This is a genomic window from Kitasatospora sp. NBC_00315, assembly GCF_041435095.1.
Lineage (GTDB): Bacteria > Actinomycetota > Actinomycetes > Streptomycetales > Streptomycetaceae > Kitasatospora.
Genome location: NZ_CP108025.1, coordinates 2,386,351 through 2,402,762, shown reverse-complemented (window position 1 = coordinate 2,402,762; position 16,412 = coordinate 2,386,351). Strand labels below are relative to the sequence as shown.

13 protein-coding genes are annotated in these 16,412 nt (G+C 75.6%); 11 read left to right on the top strand and 2 right to left on the bottom strand.

Features of this window, described 5'->3' with window-relative positions:
• The first annotated feature begins 48 nt into the window (after positions 1–48).
• Entirely contained in the window at positions 49–1,539 is a 1,491-nt protein-coding gene (locus tag OG823_RS09540) for a S8 family serine peptidase (protein ID WP_371479027.1), read from the top strand.
• Positions 1,540–1,720: 181 nt separating this feature from the next.
• On the opposite strand, the gene OG823_RS09535 is transcribed toward OG823_RS09540, so the two are convergent.
• Positions 1,721–2,614, bottom strand: coding sequence for a HipA family kinase (locus OG823_RS09535; RefSeq protein ID WP_371479026.1), 894 nt, complete (start codon positions 2,612–2,614; stop codon positions 1,721–1,723).
• Between the two features lie 297 nt (positions 2,615–2,911).
• On the opposite strand from OG823_RS09535, the gene OG823_RS09530 reads away from it, so the two are divergent.
• The 9 genes from OG823_RS09530 (at position 2,912) to OG823_RS09490 (ending at position 13,784) form a co-directional block, all read left to right on the top strand.
• Positions 2,912–3,352 carry an SRPBCC family protein gene (locus tag OG823_RS09530; RefSeq protein WP_371479025.1) on the top strand — a complete coding sequence of 147 codons (441 nt, stop codon included), beginning with the start codon at positions 2,912–2,914 and terminating at the stop codon, positions 3,350–3,352.
• 158 nt (positions 3,353–3,510) lie between these two features.
• A complete protein-coding gene (locus OG823_RS09525) occupies positions 3,511–4,686 on the top strand; it encodes a glycosyltransferase (protein WP_371479024.1) in 1,176 nt (391 codons plus the stop codon).
• A gap of 331 nt (positions 4,687–5,017) precedes the next feature.
• On the top strand, positions 5,018–6,547 hold the full coding sequence (locus OG823_RS09520; protein WP_371479023.1) for an exopolysaccharide biosynthesis polyprenyl glycosylphosphotransferase: 1,530 nt from the start codon (positions 5,018–5,020) through the stop codon (positions 6,545–6,547).
• 3 nt (positions 6,548–6,550) lie between these two features.
• On the top strand, positions 6,551–7,918 hold the full coding sequence (locus tag OG823_RS09515) for an O-antigen ligase family protein (protein WP_371479022.1): 1,368 nt from the start codon (positions 6,551–6,553) through the stop codon (positions 7,916–7,918).
• Positions 7,915–9,693: a lipid II flippase MurJ gene (locus OG823_RS09510; RefSeq protein WP_371479021.1), complete on the top strand. Its 1,779-nt coding sequence runs from the start codon at positions 7,915–7,917 to the stop codon at positions 9,691–9,693. Before OG823_RS09515 ends, OG823_RS09510 begins: the two co-directional genes overlap by 4 nt.
• Entirely contained in the window at positions 9,683–10,561 is an 879-nt protein-coding gene (locus tag OG823_RS09505; RefSeq protein WP_371479020.1) for a polysaccharide deacetylase family protein, read from the top strand. Before OG823_RS09510 ends, OG823_RS09505 begins: the two co-directional genes overlap by 11 nt.
• A complete protein-coding gene (locus tag OG823_RS09500) occupies positions 10,558–11,784 on the top strand; it encodes a glycosyltransferase (protein ID WP_371479019.1) in 1,227 nt (408 codons plus the stop codon). The genes OG823_RS09505 and OG823_RS09500 overlap by 4 nt, the downstream gene beginning before the upstream one ends.
• Positions 11,785–11,874: 90 nt before the next feature.
• Entirely contained in the window at positions 11,875–12,612 is a 738-nt protein-coding gene (locus OG823_RS09495) for a Wzz/FepE/Etk N-terminal domain-containing protein (protein WP_371479018.1), read from the top strand.
• Positions 12,609–13,784 carry a GNAT family N-acetyltransferase gene (locus OG823_RS09490; RefSeq protein WP_371479017.1) on the top strand — a complete coding sequence of 392 codons (1,176 nt, stop codon included), beginning with the start codon at positions 12,609–12,611 and terminating at the stop codon, positions 13,782–13,784. The genes OG823_RS09495 and OG823_RS09490 overlap by 4 nt, the downstream gene beginning before the upstream one ends.
• Here OG823_RS09490 and OG823_RS09485 read toward each other — a convergent pair.
• Positions 13,761–14,849, bottom strand: coding sequence for a glycoside hydrolase family 26 protein (locus OG823_RS09485; protein ID WP_371479016.1), 1,089 nt, complete (start codon positions 14,847–14,849; stop codon positions 13,761–13,763). The two genes, OG823_RS09490 and OG823_RS09485, sit on opposite strands and share 24 nt — an antisense overlap.
• 555 nt (positions 14,850–15,404) lie before the next feature.
• Here OG823_RS09485 and OG823_RS09480 point away from each other — a divergent pair.
• Positions 15,405–16,355 (top strand): hypothetical protein, encoded by a 951-nt coding sequence (locus tag OG823_RS09480; RefSeq protein ID WP_371479015.1) that lies wholly within the window; start codon positions 15,405–15,407, stop codon positions 16,353–16,355.
• Positions 16,356–16,412 lie beyond the last annotated feature (57 nt).

Sequence of the window (16,412 nt, the reverse complement as noted above, 5' to 3'; positions counted from 1 at the left end):
GACCTGCCAACCCGCAGGTTCATCTGAGTCTCGGGAGGGTCAACCCCTATGAGAATGTCTCGGATACGCCGGACCAGCCTGGCAGCGGGGCTCGCCCTCGCCACCGCGGGGGCGCTCGCGCTCCCGGCGGGCGCCGCCGTCGCGGCCACTCCGACGGCGGGGAGCACGACCGGACCGCTGCTCAGCTACGTGGTCAACACCAAGGCCAACCACGGCCAGGTGCAGAAGGTCGAACGCGCGATCACCGACCTCGGCGGCACCGTGGTCTACTCCTACGAGCAGATCGGCGTGGTGATCGCCCGCTCCACCGACACCGCCTTCGCGGCCGAACTGCGTACCGTCAAGGGCGTGGACTCGGTCGGCGCGAGCCGTACCAAGGGCGTCGTGCAGAGCGACGTCGAGGCCACCGTGGAGGCCGCCGCCCCGTCCGCCGCCACTCCCGCGGACGGCAGCGAACCGCTGGAGGCCAACCAGTGGGACCTGCGCCTGATCGGTGCGGACAAGGCCCACGAGCTCTCGCTCGGCAGCCGCGACGTCACCGTGGGCGTGCTCGACTCCGGTATCGAGGCGACCCACGAGGACCTCGCGGCCAACGTCGACGCCTCGCAGTCGGTCTCCTGCATCGACGGCGGCAAGCCGAACACCGCCTGGCAGGCCTGGCAGCCGACCACCAGCCCGCACGGCACCCACGTGGCCGGCACCATCGCCGCCGCCAAGAACGGCAAGGGCATCGTCGGCATCGCGCCGAACGTCAGGCTCGCCGCGGTGAAGGTGGTGGACGACGACGGCTTCATCTACCCGGAGTACGCCGTCTGCGGCTTCGTCTGGGCCGGCGAGCACCACTTCAAGGTGACCAACAACAGCTACTACATCGACCCGTGGATGTTCAACTGCAAGAACGACCCGGACCAGGCGGCCATCACCACCGCCGTGCGCCGGGCGGTCGCGTTCTCGCAGCGCAACGGCGTGCTGAACGTCGCGGCGGCGGGCAACGAGAACATCGACCTCGCGCACAAGACCACCGACACCAGCAGCCCGGACGACACCACCCCCGGCGGCAGGCCGATCGACCAGAGCTGCCCCTCGCTGCCGACCGAACTGCCGGGCGTGATCGCCACCACCTCGGTGGGCGTCAACGGTGAGAAGTCGTACTACTCCAGCTACGGCAAGGGCGTGGTGAGCGTGGCCGCCCCGGGTGGCGACGCCCGCTACCAGATCCCGAACACCCCGGACAAGAACGGCCGGGTGCTCTCCACCGTCACCGGTGGCGGCTACGGCTACATGCAGGGCACCTCGATGGCCTCTCCGCACACCACCGGCGTGGTCGCGCTGCTCGCCAGCACCTTCCCGTGGGCGAGCCCCGACGAGCTGACCAAGATGCTGCTGGACCAGGCCGAGTCGCACGCCTGCCCGGCCGGTGTCTACAACCCCGGCGGCACCGGCGCCTACACGGCCACCTGCGAGGGCGGTGAGAACGACAACGGCTTCTACGGCGCGGGCATCATCAACGCGCGGAAGGCGGTCCAGTGGTGGCGCTGACGCACCGCCGAGGCGGGGTACCGCCGACCCGCCGTGGTGGGGTACCGCTGACGCATCGCGCCGCCGAGGCGGCGTACCGCTGACGCGCCGACCCGCGTGAGCCGCGGCGCTCCGGTAGGCCGGAGCGCGGGAGGCCGGACCGGGTGGGGAGCGGGCCGTCGGCCCGCTCCCCACCCGGTCGTCAGCCGAAGTGGCCGCGTCCGTCGATCTCCACCGCGGGCTTCCCGTGCAGGTCGGGCACCTGCTGGAGCCAGGCCGGACGGCCCGCCCGGCTGGCGGCCGCCCGCTCGGCCTCGGCCGCGCGCCGCTGCTCGGGGGTGGTGAACGCCTCCGGCAGCCAGGCGGCCGAGTCGGCGGCCCGGGCGGAGAGGTGCCCGACGTACGCCTCCCGCAGGTCGGCGGGGGAGTCGAATCCCGGTTCGTCGGTGAGCCACTCGTCCGGCACCAGGGCCAGCACCTCGCGCAGCAGCTCGGGGGTGACCAGCGGTGCGAGTTCGGCGTCGGCGCGCCTCAGATCGGGCCGGTAGCCGCCGAGGGCGTGGCTGCTCAGGTCGTAGCGGCGGCCGACGGCCGCGCCGGCGGCCGGCCAGCGGTGGTGGAAGACGAGCGCCGCGCCGTTGTCGATCAGCCAGAGCCGGCCGTGCCAGACCATCAGGTTGGGGTTGTGGACGGTCCGGTCGACGTTGGCCGTCAGGGCGTCCAGCCAGACCACCCGGCCGGCCTCGGCCGGATCCACGTCGATCATGCCCGGCCGGAAGTCGCGGGCGCCGGGGAGCAGGTCCATCCCGAGGTTGAGGCCCCCGCTGGCGCGGAGGATGTCCTGGATCTCGGCGTCGGGTTCGTGCGCCGCCACCGCCGGGTCGAAGTCGACCAGGACCAGCGGGGGCACCCGCAGCCCGAGCCGCCGGGCCAGCTCGCCGACGATCACCTCGGCCACCAGCGCCTTCCGGCCCTGCGCGGCGCCGGAGAACTTCACCACGTACGTGCCGAGGTCGTCGGTCTCCACGACGCCGGGTACGGAGCCGCCCGCGCGCAGCGGGTCGACGTAGCGGACTGCGGTCACCAGATCGAGCACACCGGCCACTCTAGCCCGGGGGCCCGGCTCCACCGCGAACGCATTGTCGGGCGGGTCACGGCGCCGGGTCACGGCGCCGGGTCATGGCGCCGGGTCACGCTCCGCGCGGACCTCCGGGGTCACGGGCCGGGGCCCGGTCGGGCCGGTTCCGGCGCCTCCCGGGCCCCGGCCCGTCGCCGGCTCCGGCGCCGACCGGCCGTGCTGCGCGCCGCCCCGCCGGGTCGGGTTTGGTACCGGGCCGCCCCGGTGGTTGGCTTGCCGGAGCAACCGGAGTCCAGCAGTCGAGGAGTGCAGGTCATGGGACAGGTGTACGCCACCACCGAGCGGGTCTACGAGGCATCCCCCGAGCGGGTGTACGAGGCGCTCGCCGACTACCGGGACGTCCGCCCGAAGCTGCTGCCCGGGCAGTACAGCGAGTACGAGGTGCGGGCCGGCGGCACCGGCGCGGGCACCCAGGTGCACTGGCGGCTGCAGGCCACCGAGAAGCGGGTGCGGGACTGCCTGTTCACCGTTTCGGCGCCGAGCCCGGACAAGCTGGTGGAGACCGACGCCAACTCCAGCATGGTGATCACCTGGACGGTGTCGGCGGCCGGTGAGGGCGGTGCCCGCGTGACGGTGGAGACCACCTGGCAGGGTGCGAGCGGCATCGGCGGCTTCTTCGAGCGCACCTTCGCCCCGAAGGGCCTCAACCGGATTCACGACGAGGTGCTCGCCAACCTGGCCGGCGCGGTCGCCTGACGGTCGGACGTACCGATCAACCCCGTTGACGGGTAAGTCCGTTCGAGCGGGTCGGACACCCGTACGGCCGCATCGCGCCGTACGGGTGGACGTCGGACCGGCGGCGTGGCGGCGGCCCCCGGGCGGGGTCGTCCGTACCTAGGCTCGCGGCCGTGCCCATGACGATCCTTCATATCGCCCAGCCCGTCGACGGCGGCGTCGCCCGGGTCATCGTCGATCTGGTCCGCGGCCAACGCGAGGCGGGCCACCGGGTGCTGGTGGCCTGCCCGACAGGGGGCAGGCTGGCCGCGGAGGCCGCCGCCGCGGGGGCCCTGGTCCAGTGCTGGCAGGCGCGTCGCTCGCCGGGCCCGTCGACCGCCGCGGAGGCGTGGCGGCTGGGCCGGATCGTCCGGGCCGCCGCGCCGGACGTGCTCCATCTGCACAGCGCCAAGGCCGGGTTGGCCGGCCGGCTGGCCGTCCGGGGCACGGTGGCCACGGTGTTCCAGCCGCACGCCTGGTCCTTCGCCGCGGTCGAGGGCCCGTTGGCGGCGGCGACCCGGCGCTGGGAGCGGTACGCGGTCCGCTGGGCCCGGCGGGTGCTCTGCGTGAGCGAGCAGGAGCGGCTCGACGGCGAGGCGGCCGGGCTGCCGGCCGACTGGGCGGTGGTGTCCAACGGCGTGGACGTCCGCCACTACGCACCGGCCGAGCGCCGGGCGGCCAGGATCTCGCTCGGCCTCGACCTGGAGGCCCCGCTCGCCGTCTGCGTCGGCCGGCTCTGCCGGCAGAAGGGCCAGGACGTCCTGCTCGCCGCCTGGCCCGAGGTGGCCCGCCGGGTGCCGGCCGCGCGGCTGGCGCTGGTCGGCGGGGGGCCGCAGGAGGCGGAGATCGCCGCGACCGTACGGCGGTTGGCCGAGCCGCACCGGGTGCGGGCGGTCGGCGACGTGCCGGATCCGCGCCCCTGGCTGGCGGCGGCGGACCTCGTGGTGCTGCCCTCGCGCTGGGAGGGCATGGCGCTCGCACCGCTGGAGGCGATGGCGGCCGGTCGGCCGGTGCTGCTGAGCGACGTCCCGGGCGCCCGGGAGTGCCTGCCGCCGCAGGAGCGGGCGCGGGGGGTGGTGCCCGCCGGGGACGTGGCGGCGCTGGCCGACGGTGTCGCGCGGGCGCTGGCCGATCCGATCGAATGCGAACGGCGAGGAGCGCTCGCCAGGGCGCACGCGGTGGCGCACCACGACGTGCGGAGCATGGTTTCGCTGGTCGACGCGCTGTACCGGACGGTTGTGCGGGCGGAGCCGGACGCGCGGACGCCCGGTCGGACGGCCGGGCGTGGGAACGACCGTGTCCCTGGGCGGATCTGATCGTTTTACCAGCCGTGAATGCTCGCCGCGAAGGTGCTGCCGTATTCGCACCTCAACCGAATAGGACGAGGCTTCAAGTCGGAATTTCCTATTAATGGGCGGGTGGAATGAAGTGGCACGTCAACTTCCGGAAATCAAGCGAGCTTTCGGTAGTGTCTGAATTTGCCTGCTTCATTTCGCTTCGTCACGACATTCCGCGCACCAGGCTGAACGTCGCTCGCGGCGGCAGGCACGACCTGGACCGCGCCCGCCGGGCCGGGAGCGGCGACCCGGGCGACCCGGTACCGCCCTCCCGACGGCACGGGCACACAGCAGGGGAGTTCGTGCGCTGATGACCATTGACCACGAGAGCGTGCCGAGGCCCGGCGGGCCCCTTTCCGCCACCCGCCGGCCCGCCACCGGAGTCCTGGAGCGCCCCGCCGTCGCCGCCCAGGCCCGCGCGGCGGCGGCGATCGGCCGCCACCGCCGCCCGTTCCGCTCCCGGCTGGCCCTGCCCGCCGCCCTGGTCACCGTGGACGTCCTCGCGCTGGGCGCCGCGACCCTGCTCGGCACCGGCACCCTGGGTGCCACCGGCCGGGCCCACCCGCTGCTCGGCACCGCGACCCTGTTGCCGCTCCTGCTCGCGCTGAACCTGACCGGGGGCCTCTACCGCACCCGGCTCACCCTCTCCGTACTGGACGAACTGCCGGCCCTGGTGGCCCGCTCGGTGGTGGCCACCGCCTTCGCCGTCACGATCGCCGGCTGCCTGGACGGCTGTTGGCCCGATCCGGGGACCGGCACCCCGCTGCGGCTGCTCACCCTGCTCGCCGTCTTCCTGCTGCTGGACGGCTGCGGCCGCGCCCTCGCCTACCGCCAGGTGCGCCGGGCCCGCCGCCGGCGGCCGAGCCCCGTCCTGATGCTCGGGGCCGGCCACCTCGGCCAGCGCATCGCCGCCACTCTGGCGGAGCGCCAGGAGTACGGCCTGCGGCCGGTCGGCTTCCTCGACTCCGATCCGGTCCTGCTGGCCGGCAGCACCGGGTTGCCGGTGCTGGGCGGGCGCGAGGTGCTCGAACGCGAGATCCGCCGCCACCGCGTCCACCACGTGGTCGCCACCGGGGGCGCCGCGGACGAGGCCGAGACGGCCGCGGCCCTGCGCGAGGCAGCCCGGCTGGGCTGCCAGGTCTGGCTGGTGCCGGCCCTGCGGGAGTACGGCTCGCTGGACGGGAGCGGCCCGCGCCCGCGCGGCGGCGACCACCTCTGGGGCTTCCCCTGCCTGCGCGTCGCCCGCCCCGCGATGCGCCGCCCCGGCTGGGCCGCCAAGCGCGCGCTGGACGTCACCGCGGCCGCCCTCGGCCTGATCGCCCTCGCCCCGGTCCTCGCCGCCTGCGCCCTGGCCGTCCGCTTCGACACCGGCCCCGGCGTGCTCTTCCGCCAACAGCGCACCGGGCTGGACGGCAAGGCGTTCACCCTGCTCAAGTTCCGCACCCTGCGCCCCAGCAACGAGCACGAGTCGGCGACCCGCTGGAACATCTCCCAGGACCACCGGATGGGCGCCGTCGGCAGACTGCTGCGCCGCAGCTCGCTCGACGAGCTCCCGCAGCTGTGGAACATCCTGCGCGGCGACATGAGCCTGGTCGGCCCGCGCCCCGAGCGCCCGTACTTCGTGATGCGCTTCGGCCAGGCGTACCCCGAGTACGCGGACCGGCACCGCGTCCCCGTCGGCCTCACCGGGCTCGCCCAGGTCAACGGCCTGCGCGGGGACACCTCGATCGAGGACCGGGCCCGCTTCGACAACCGCTACATCGAGAGCTGGAGCCTCTGGCAGGACGTCAAGCTCCTGCTCCGCACCGCCGTCCTGATGGTCCACCCGGACGGGAGCTGACCCGTGGCACTCACCCTCACCGCCCGCCCCGCCCCGGTGTTACGCCGGGCAGCGGCCCGGCTGCCGGCCCGGCCGAGCCTGCTCGCCGCCGCCACCGTGCTGCTGGTCTGTGTCCCGACCGGGGAGAAGGACGTCGCCGCCGCGGTCCATGTCACCCCCGCCGACCTGGCCTCGCTCGCCCTGGTCGCCGTCACCGGCCTCGATCTGCTGCGCGGCCGGACGGCGGCGCTGAGCCGCACCGTCTGCGCGCTGCTCGGCGCCGTGGTGATCGCCGCGGCCGTCGCCACCGTCGCCTCGATCGACCCGGCGGCCAGCCTGACCGGCTTCGTCCGGCTGACCCAGGTGTTCGTGCTCGTCCCCGCCGCGGTGCTGTGCTCCCTGCGCGACCGCACCGACCAGCGGCTGATCCTCGGGTCCTTCGTGATCGCCGCGCTGATCCAGGGGGTGGTCGGCGCGCACCAGTACCTGACCCGGACCGGCGCCTCCTACACCGGCCGGCCGATCCGGGCGGTCGGGACCTTCGGCGCGCTGGACATCATGGCGATGTCCAGCGTGGTCGGCTTCGGCCTGCTCTGCGCCCTCGCGCTGGCCCTGGCCGAGCGCGGCGCGGGCGGGGACCGCCGGCTGCGCCGGGCGATGTACGCGGCCGCCGCCTTCCTGGTGTTCCCGCTCGCCGTCTCCTTCAGCCGGGGCAGCTGGATCGCCACCGGCGTGGCGGCCGCCGTCCTGCTGCTGCGCTCCGACGCCCGGCTGGCCGTCCGCGGGGCGCTGGTGACGACGGCCGCGGCCGTCGTGCTGGTCGGGGGCCTCGGCCTGGGGGCCTCCGGTGTCACCACCCGGCTGACCAGCATCGGATCCGTCTCGGCCGCCCCCGACCAGTCCGTCAGCGACCGCTACGACCTGTGGTCCACCGCGCAGCGGATCTGGCAGGACCACCCGGTGAGCGGTGCGGGCCCCAAGGCCTTCCAGCAACTGCGCGACAGCCACGCGCCGTTGCGGCTGTCCTCCGGTAGTGACGCGGAGGACTCCAGCATCGGGTTCCAGCGCGAGCCGCTGCTCTCGCCGCACAACATGTACTTCCTGGTGCTCAGCGAGCAGGGCCTGATCGGGGTGGTCGCCTACCTCGCCCTCTTCCTCGGCCTGCTGCTCGGCTGCCTGCGCCGGGCGAGCGGCACGGGTGTCGCCGCCCTGGCGCTGCTCGTCTGGGTGCTGGTCGACTTCCTGTACGCCGACATCGGCGGCACCACCACCGTGCTGACCTCGGTGGTGCTGGGGCTCGCGGCGCACACGGCGCTGCCCGCCCGCCCCCCGGGCGCCGGCCCGACCGGTCCGACCGGCTCGACCGGGGTGGCCGGGGTGGCCGGGGTATGAACGCCGAACAGCCCGCCCGGACGATGGACGCCCAGCTGCCACCCGGGCACCTCCCGGCCACCCCGCTGCCGGCCGCCCGCACCGCCCGACCGGCGCCCGGGGCGCCCCGGGCCCAGGCCCCGCACCGGCGCGGCTTCCTCGCCCGGGCGTTCGGCGTCACCGCCCTGCTCAGCGCGGCCGGGTCGGCCCTCGGCCTGCTCCGGGACCTGCTGCTGGCCCGCTTCTTCGGGGCCAACCAGGGCACCGACGCCTTCCTGGTCGCCTGGACGGTGCCCGAGACGGCGGCGCCGCTGCTGATCGAGGACGCGATGGCCTTCCTGATGGTGCCGGCCTTCAGCCTGGCCCTGGTCCTGCGCGAGGAGAACCCGGACGGGCCCGATCCGGTACGCCAGCTGGTCAACGCCACGCTGCCCTGGCTGCTGGCCGCGCTCTGCGCGCTATCGCTCGGCGCCGCCGTCGGCGCCCCCCAGCTGGTCGAGCTGCTGGCCCCGGGGCTGCCCGACCCGGGGCTGGCGGTCACCTGCACCCGGATCACCGCGCTCACCATCCTGCCGTTCGGGCTGGCCGGATACCTCGGCTCCGCCCTGCGCGCGCACCACGACTTCACCGCCCCGGCGGGCATCTACGTCGTCTACAACCTCGGCATCCTGGCCGTGCTGCTGAGCTGCCACGCGGTCTGGGGCGTGCGTTCGGCGGCGGTCGGCGTGGCGGGCGGAAGCCTGCTGATGGCCGCGCTGCTGGCCGGTCCGTTCCTGCGGCGGCTGCGGGTCGGACGCCCGCCCCGGTCCCCGGCCGCCGGCCGGGCGCCCGGAGCCGTGGGCGGCCACCGCCTGGTGCTGATCCCGCTCGCGATAGTCCCGGTGGCGGCCTTCACGCTCACCCGCCAGGCCCAGGTGTTCATCGAGCGCTACCTGGGCTCGGGGCTGCCGCCCGGCACCATCTCGCACCTCAACTACGCGGCCAAGGTGTCGCAACTCGCCATGACGGCGGCGATCCTGATCTGCACGGTGACCTTCCCGCTGGTGGCCAGGGCGCTGGCGGCCGGGGATCTGCGCGCCGCCCGCGACCGGGTGGAGAAGGACCTCGGCCAGGCCGCCGCCGTCGTCCTGCTCGGCACCGCCTTCCTGATGGCCTGCGCGCCGTCCGTGGTCGCCCTGCTCTTCGAGCGCGGCGCCTTCGGGCCGCAGGACACCGCGGCCACGGCCGCGGTCATCCGGGTGTACAGCTTCGGTCTGCCGGCGCAGGCCCTGATCGGCGTGATGGTCCGGCCGTACTTCTCGGTCCGCCCGGTGGTCCGCCGGGCCGACGAGCCGGGCACCGACGACGGCGGGCGCAGACTGCTCGACTGGTACCCGGCCGCCGCCATGGTGCTGGGTCTCGGCGTCACGGTCGCGGTGGGTGTGCTGGCGATGCCCGCGTACGGCGCGCTCGGCCTGGCCGCGGGCAACGCGGCGGGCATCACCGCGACCGCCGCCCTGCTGCTGCGGGGGCTGCTGCTGCGCGGGATCGCGGTCCGGGTGCCCCGGGTGCTGGGCGGTCAGGCGCGGCTGCTCGCGGCCGCCGTCGGAGCCACCGCGGCGGGCGCCCTGGCCGCCGCGGTGCCGGCCGACCCGCTGCTCTCGACGCTGTTCGGGGGCGTCACGGTGGCGCTGGTCTTCGCCGCCCTGGGCACCGGTCTCGGCGCCGCCGAGGTGCGCGACCCCGTGCTCTCCGTCGTCCGGGCCCTGTGCCCGCCACCCACCGCCGATGAAGGGAAGCTGCCCCATGGACGCTGAACGGGGCCCGGTCCGCTCGGTCCTGTCGGGCGCGCGACGCCGCTCCGCCACCACGGCGCCCGGTCCGTACCGCCCGCTGCCCTACCCCGGACGCCCGGCGTCGCCCGGTCCCCGGACCGCCCCGCCGACGGCGCCGTGGATCCTGATGTACCACTCCGTCGCGGTCGAGCGGGAGGACCCCTATCTGCTCACCGTCAGCCCGGAGCGGTTCGCCGAGCAGATGGACTGGCTGCACCGGCGCGGCCGCCGGGGCGTCTCCACCCGGGAGCTGATGCGCGCCCGCGCCGACGGCCGGGCCGAGCGGCTGGTCGGCCTCACCTTCGACGACGGGTACGCCGACTTCGCCCGGCACGCCGTGCCGATCCTCCAGCGCCACGGCTTCACGGCCACCGCGTACGTGGTGCCCGATCTGCTCGGCCGGGCCAACGACTGGGACCCGAAGGGCCCCCGCAAGAAGCTCCTGACCGCCCACGAGGTCACCGAACTCGCCGAGGCCGGATGGGAGATCGGCTCGCACGGCCTCGGCCACCAGGCGTTGCCCGGCCTGCCGGCGGACCGGCTGGTACGGCAGACCGTGGAGAGCCGCCGCGCCCTGGAGGACCTGGTGGGCGGCCCGGTGACCGGGTTCTGCTACCCGTACGGCGCGGTCGACCTGCCCGCCACCCTCGCCGTCCGCGACGCCGGCTACGACTACGCCGTCGCGATCGCCCACTCGCCGCTGACCGGCCGGTTCGCGCTGCCGCGCTGCTACGTCGGCGACCGCGACGGCGGCTGGCGGCTGCGGGCCAAACGGGGCCGCCACCGCCTGCGCGACACCGTCACCGGCCTGCGGCGCAGCCTGCCCGCCGGGCGGCGGGCCGCCCGGTGACCGGGCGGAGCGAGCGCCCGCTGCGGGTGCTGCACGTCGTCACCGGCCTGGCCTCGGGCGGCGCGGAGCGCCAGCTGCTGCTGACGGTCCGCAACCTACCCGCGCACCAGCGCTGCGAGGTGGTCGCGCTGACCAATCCGGGGACGGTCGCCGCCGCGCTGCGGGCCGACGGCGTCCCCGTCCACGACCTGGCCATGACCGGTAACCGCGACGTCGGCGCACTGCCCCGGCTGACGCGGCTGATCCGGGACGGCGACTTCGACCTGGTGCACACCCACCTCTACCGGGCGGGCCTGTACGGACGTCTGGCGGCCCGGCTGGCGGGCGTCCGCGCGGTGCTGGCGACCGAGCACTCGCTGCACCCCGGGGTGATCGAGGGCCGCCCGGTGACCCCCGGCGTCAAGGGCCTCTACCTGGCCGCCGAACGCCTCGGGCGGACCACCGTGGCCGTCTCGCGCCAGGTGGAGCGGACGCTGCACGGCTGGGGCGTCCCGCCGGCCCGGGTGGAACTGATCCCGAACGGCATCGACGCCGCGCGGTACGCCCGGCCGGCCGCGGAGCGGGCCGCGGTCCGCCGTCGACTGCGGACCGAACTCGGCCTGCCGCAGGACAGTTGGGTGATCGGCGGCCTCGGCCGGCTGGTGCCGGGCAAGCGGTTCGACGTGTTGCTGGAGGCACTGCGGGAGCTGGTCGGCCCGGGCCCGTCCGGCCCCTGGCTGGTCCTGGTCGGCGAGGGCCCGGAGCGGAGCGCGCTGGAGTGCCGGGCGCACGAGTTGGGTGTCCGGGGGCGTCTGGTGCTCACCGGCGAGCGCGACGACGTCCCCGAACTGCTCACCGCCCTGGACGTGTTGGCGGCCCCCTCGGTCGAGGAGACGTTCGGCCTCGGGGTCCTGGAGGCACTCGCGGCCGGTCTTGCGGTGCGCCACAGCGCCTGCCCGGCACTGGACGAGCTCCCCGCAGGGGCGGCCCCGGGGGTGCGCCGGATCCGCTCGGACGCCGCCACGTACGCCTCGGAGCTGCGCGAGCTCCACGCGTCGCACGGGCCGCACCGGCGCTCCGGCCCCGGCGGGCCCCCGCCGAGCGGACCGCCGGCCGCCGTCGCCCACTACGACATCGCCCGGGTCGGGGCCGAGCTGGGCGCCCTCTACGACCGGCTGGTGCCCGCCGCGCGTCGCGCCGAGAGCCGGGCCCGCCTCCCCGGGCGGGCCACGTCCGGCCCCTGAGCCGCCCGGCCCGGCACGCGGGCCGAGCCGGCCGCACCCCGAGCACCCGCCCGTACCACCTCAACCGTCACGTCCTACCGAGGAGTCCCGATGTCCGAACTGCGCCAGAGCGCTCGCCAACTGGCCCGCCGCTGGTGGCCGGTGGCCCTCGCGGTGCCGCTGGGCGCCGCCGCCGGGGCCGGTTACGCGGTCGCCGCGCACCCGGTGTACGCCGCCAGCGCCTACGTGGTGGTGGCGCCGCAGAACCCGGGGGACGGCGCGAGCGCGGTCAGCTTCGCCCAGGCGTACGGCCGCCTCGCCGGGCAGCCGCAGGTGCTCGCGGGCGCGGCGGCGGCGACCGGCCGCACCGTTCCCCAGCTCGCGGCGCTGGTGCACGGCACCACCTCGCCGGACGCGCCGGTGATCGAGATCACCGGTACCGGAGCGCGCCCCAAGGAGGCGGCGCAGGCCGCCGACGCGGTGGCCGGGTCGCTGGTGGTGTTCGGCAACACGAGCACCGCCGAGACCGGCGTGAAGCTGGTGCCGTTGGCCGCTGCCGCGGCGTCCGACCAGCCGACCTCGCCCTCCAAGCAGCTGGACGTCGCGGTGGGCGCCGCCGCCGGTGTGCTGATCGGCGCCCTGGTGATGATGACCCGCCGTCGCCCCGAGGCCCCCGGCCCGGCCGCCGTCCCCGCGCAGGCGCCCGCCGCGGTTGGGGCCGCCGGCCGGGGCGCCGGCCCCGCGGCCGGGGCGGACCGGTCCGAGCCCGGCGCCGGCCTCCGGCCCGGCGGCACGTCGGCCGCGGCCGGGGCGGGCAAGGACGCCGTCCCCGCCGCGGGCAGCCGATGAGTGCCGACCTCGCGCCGGCCGGCCTCTCGGCGCGGACCCCGGAGACCGGGCGGTGGAGCAGCGAGATCCGCCGCGAGGACGAGGCGATCGCCGAGCTCGCCGCCGAGTGGGACGACCTGGCCACCCGCTGCCGGACGGCCACCTCGTTCCAGTCCGCCTCCTGGCAGGCGTCCTGGTGGCGCAGCTACGGCCACCCCGGCGCGCTGGTGGTGGTCCTGGTCCGCCGGGACGGCCTGCTGGTCGGCGCGGGCGCCTTCCAGCGCGGGCCGGGCCCGCTGGCCGCCCTGCTGGGCGGCCTGAGCGGTCTCGGCGGCGGCCTGATCGACTTCACCGACATCCTGCTGGACGACTCCTGCGCGGAGCGCGCCGCGGCCGAGTTCGCCGCGGCGCTGCCGCTGACCCGGTTCTGGCAGAGCCTGGAGCTGCGCGAGGTGCACCCGCGGGCCGCCGTGCAGCTGGTCTTCGAGCACTGGCGCGGGCGCCGGTACCGGCTCGCCGACTCGCTCTGCCAGTACCTGCCGGCCGTCCCCATGGAGGAGCTGCTCAAGCGGCTGCCGGGGAAGACCGCCCAGCGCAGCCGGGTGAAGCTGCGCCGGATCGCGCAGGCCGGGGTGGAGGTCACCAGCGTCACGAGCGCCGAGGTGCCGGCGGCGGTCGAGGAGCTGCTGAGACTGCACTTCCTCCAGTGGCGGGAGCGCGGCGTGACCGCCGAGCACCGCACCGAGCGGTTCGCCCGCCACCTCACCGACTCCACCACCGGTCTGGTCGCGACCGGGCGCGCGGCGGTCCACCGCTTCCGGCTGGACGGCGAACTGGTCGCGGTGAACCTGGTGCTGCTCTCGCCGGTCTTCGGCGGGCTCTACCTCTACGGCGCGCACCCCGCGCTGCGCGAGCGGCTCGACATCGCCGGACTGCTGTTCGGCGCGGCGCTGGACGAGGTGGTGGAGGCGGACATCCCGGTGTTGAGCCTGCTGCGCGGGCAGGAGCCCTACAAGCAGCGCTGGCGCCCCGACGCGCTGGCCAACCAGCACCTGCTGCTCGGCCCCGGCCGGGCGGCCCCGGCGGTCGCCGTCCGCGCGGCCGCGGTCCGCGCGCGGCAGGCCGCGGTCCGGGTGCTGCGGGCCCGGCTGCCGCGGCTGAAGGAGGCGCTAGTGGCCCGCGGGCGAAGCTGACGGCGGCCGCGCCGCGGGGGAGGCGGAGCCCTTCGAGCCGGACATCAGCTGCTTGAACACGGCGCTGGAGCGCGGATTGCGCTCGCACTGCCAGAAGCCGTGCGGGCAGTAGTCCGTCACGGTCTGGTAGACGGTGTCGTGGGTGCGCATCCACTCCACCATCCGCCGCACGTACTCCGGATTGTCGCCGTTGCGGAACAGGCCCCATTCGGGGTACGAGACCGGCTTGCCGCGCCTGGCCGCGAACTCCACCTGGTCCTGCAGGCCGTACGGCTCGGAGACGTAGGTGTCGAAGGTGGCACCGGCCGGCTGGTCGTAGCTGTCCATGCCGATGATGTCGACCACGTCGTCACCGGGGTAGCAGCGGGTCCACGGGATGGCGTCCAGGCCGCGGTTGGGCGTGAAGTCGAAGCGGAACCGCTGCCCGGGCACCGACCGCATCACGGCCACGATCCGCCGCCAGTAGGCCTTCCAGGCGGTCGGGTCGGGTTTGCAGCGGTGGGTGTAGGTGGTGCCGTTCATCTCCCAGCCCGGGGTGAGGACGGTGTCGTTCCCACCGAGCGCGACCAGCTTGCGGGCCAGTCGCAGGAAGTGCTGGTCGAAGTCGCCGCGGGCGCCCTGGGCGAGCAGCTTCGCGACCTGGTCGTCGGGTACGGCGGCCTCGTTGGGCACCAGCATCGGCACGCCGAGCACCAGCGTGCGCGACGGGTCGGCGAGCCGCCACTGCGACCAGAGGCCGAGCACCACCGGCTCGCCCTCCACGTCCGCCCAGGTGTTGCCGGCCAGATAGGTGTGGCCGACCTGCACGTTGGCGTTGCCGAGCCACTGGGCATAGCGGGAGATCTGTGGGATGTAGTTGTCCCAGGAGCCGACGAAGGCCCCGAACTCCGGTTCATGGGCGGGGCGTTGAACGGCAGGCCGGGGCGCGGCCCCGCGCGTCCCGATGCCGTCCGAGGACAGTGCGGCGCCCCGTTCGGCCGAGCCGAGCGGCGTCCCGGCCGGGATGCTCGCGGTGGTCAGCATCAGCAGCGCGGCGGCGGCCAGGGTCAGGCGGCCGATTCGCATGGTCTCTCCTCTGGGCGTCACCACCGGGGCCGGTCGGGGCCCGCGATTCTGACAGTAAGCCCACAAGGCGTCAGAAAAGCCCAATGTCACCCTAAAGTGGACGTCGGCCGACCCGCCGTTCGATCCAGACGGCGGAGGCCACCGGGCGCGGACCGGCCCGGTGGGACCGCTCGTCCGGGTGACCGTCCGCCGGACGGCCGAAACGGCCGGAGCCCCCTGGGCGGCCGGAGCCCCCGGGGCGGCCGGGGCTCCGGAGCCCGGGAGCCCGGGAGCCCGGGAGCGGCCGCGGAGCGGGTCGGCCACACCCGGCCGTCCGAGGGTGTCCCGGCCCGCCGGGGGCCGACTGTGTACCACCTCTGTAACAGTCCGCCGCCGGGGCGCGGGCGCACCGCGGCGGCCCCGGCACGGGCGGGGCCGTGCCGCGCCGTGCCCGACGGCGCTGGTCGGCGGGCGGGCGCGGAGGGCTCCGCGGGGCACTGCGCGCGGGTGTCCGGCGGGCCGACGGGCGGGGGTTTCCGGCTGACCCGCGGGGCGTGCGGAAGGTACGCTCCGCCAGTGTCCTGGAAGCCGTTGCGAGTCCTCACCCCCCGATCGATCCTCCCTGCCCTGGCGGTCCTGCTGGTTCTCCTGGCGGGAGCGGCCGCGCACGCCAACAAGCCGGTTCCGTTCGGCGACAGGGTGGCGGAGCCCGGTGGTGCGGACGCGAGCCCGGTGACCGCGCAGTCGCTGGACACGGCCGGTCTGGAACTCAAGGTGGGCCCGGGGCTGGAGGCGTACGATCCGGCCACCGGCGAGCACTCCTGGTCCTACCGCCGGGAGGGAGCCACCGCGCTCTACCTGGCGATGGCGGGCGAGAGCGCCGTGGTGCTCTGGGACGACGGCCTGGTCACCTCCGTCCGTCCGTCCGACCACTCGGTGCGCTGGCACCGCGCGGTGCCCGGTCTCGCGGAGTGGCTGCGCGGCGACGGGGAGCCGAGCGCTGACAAGCGCACCGACGCCCAGCGCAAGCAGCTCGCCGTGGAGCGCGCCGCGGTCGCGCTGTACACCGTGCCGCCGGACGCCACCACCCAGGCCTCGGCCTGGGCGGCCGTGGTGACCCCGGGGCTGACGATGGGCTTCCGCGACGCCGACGGTGATCTGCGGTACAACTCCAGCCCGCCCGGGACCTGCGTCTACGACCCCACCCGCACCGTCCACACGGACTACGCGGTGCTGGTTCCGCGCAGCTGCACCGCGAGCGGCGGCACCGGCCACCCGGCGTACGGCGGGATCACCGGGTTCCGGCTCGACAGCACCGGCTGGAACCTGGCCGCCGGCCCGGACGTCCAGCTGCGGGCCCTGGACGGGCAGCGGGTGCGGATCGAGGACGGACCGATCATCGGCAGCCGGGTCTTCGACACGAAGGCGGCGGCCCCGGAGCCGGCCTGCGGCAGCGTGAGCGAGCCCTTCGCGGCGGTCCGGCCGCAGGGCGCCTGCACCGCTGCGACGCCGAACCCGGGGCCCTGACGGCGGCGGACGCCGTGACCCCCGGGCGCCGGGGCCGGCAGGGGCCGGAACCGGCCG

Bases quoted from the DNA above. Each gene is read 5' to 3' on its own strand.
- OG823_RS09505 (WP_371479020.1), top strand. From the start codon at position 9,683: ATGGACGCTGAACGGGGCCCGGTCCGCTCGGTCCTGTCGGGCGCGCGA.
- OG823_RS09485 (WP_371479016.1), bottom strand. From the start codon at position 14,849: ATGCGAATCGGCCGCCTGACCCTGGCCGCCGCCGCGCTGCTGATGCTG.
- OG823_RS09530 (WP_371479025.1), top strand. From the start codon at position 2,912: ATGGGACAGGTGTACGCCACCACCGAGCGGGTCTACGAGGCATCCCCC.
- OG823_RS09490 (WP_371479017.1), top strand. From the start codon at position 12,609: ATGAGTGCCGACCTCGCGCCGGCCGGCCTCTCGGCGCGGACCCCGGAG.
- OG823_RS09495 (WP_371479018.1), top strand. From the start codon at position 11,875: ATGTCCGAACTGCGCCAGAGCGCTCGCCAACTGGCCCGCCGCTGGTGG.
- OG823_RS09510 (WP_371479021.1), top strand. From the start codon at position 7,915: ATGAACGCCGAACAGCCCGCCCGGACGATGGACGCCCAGCTGCCACCC.
- OG823_RS09540 (WP_371479027.1), top strand. From the start codon at position 49: ATGAGAATGTCTCGGATACGCCGGACCAGCCTGGCAGCGGGGCTCGCC.
- OG823_RS09520 (WP_371479023.1), top strand. From the start codon at position 5,018: ATGACCATTGACCACGAGAGCGTGCCGAGGCCCGGCGGGCCCCTTTCC.
- OG823_RS09525 (WP_371479024.1), top strand. From the start codon at position 3,511: ATGACGATCCTTCATATCGCCCAGCCCGTCGACGGCGGCGTCGCCCGG.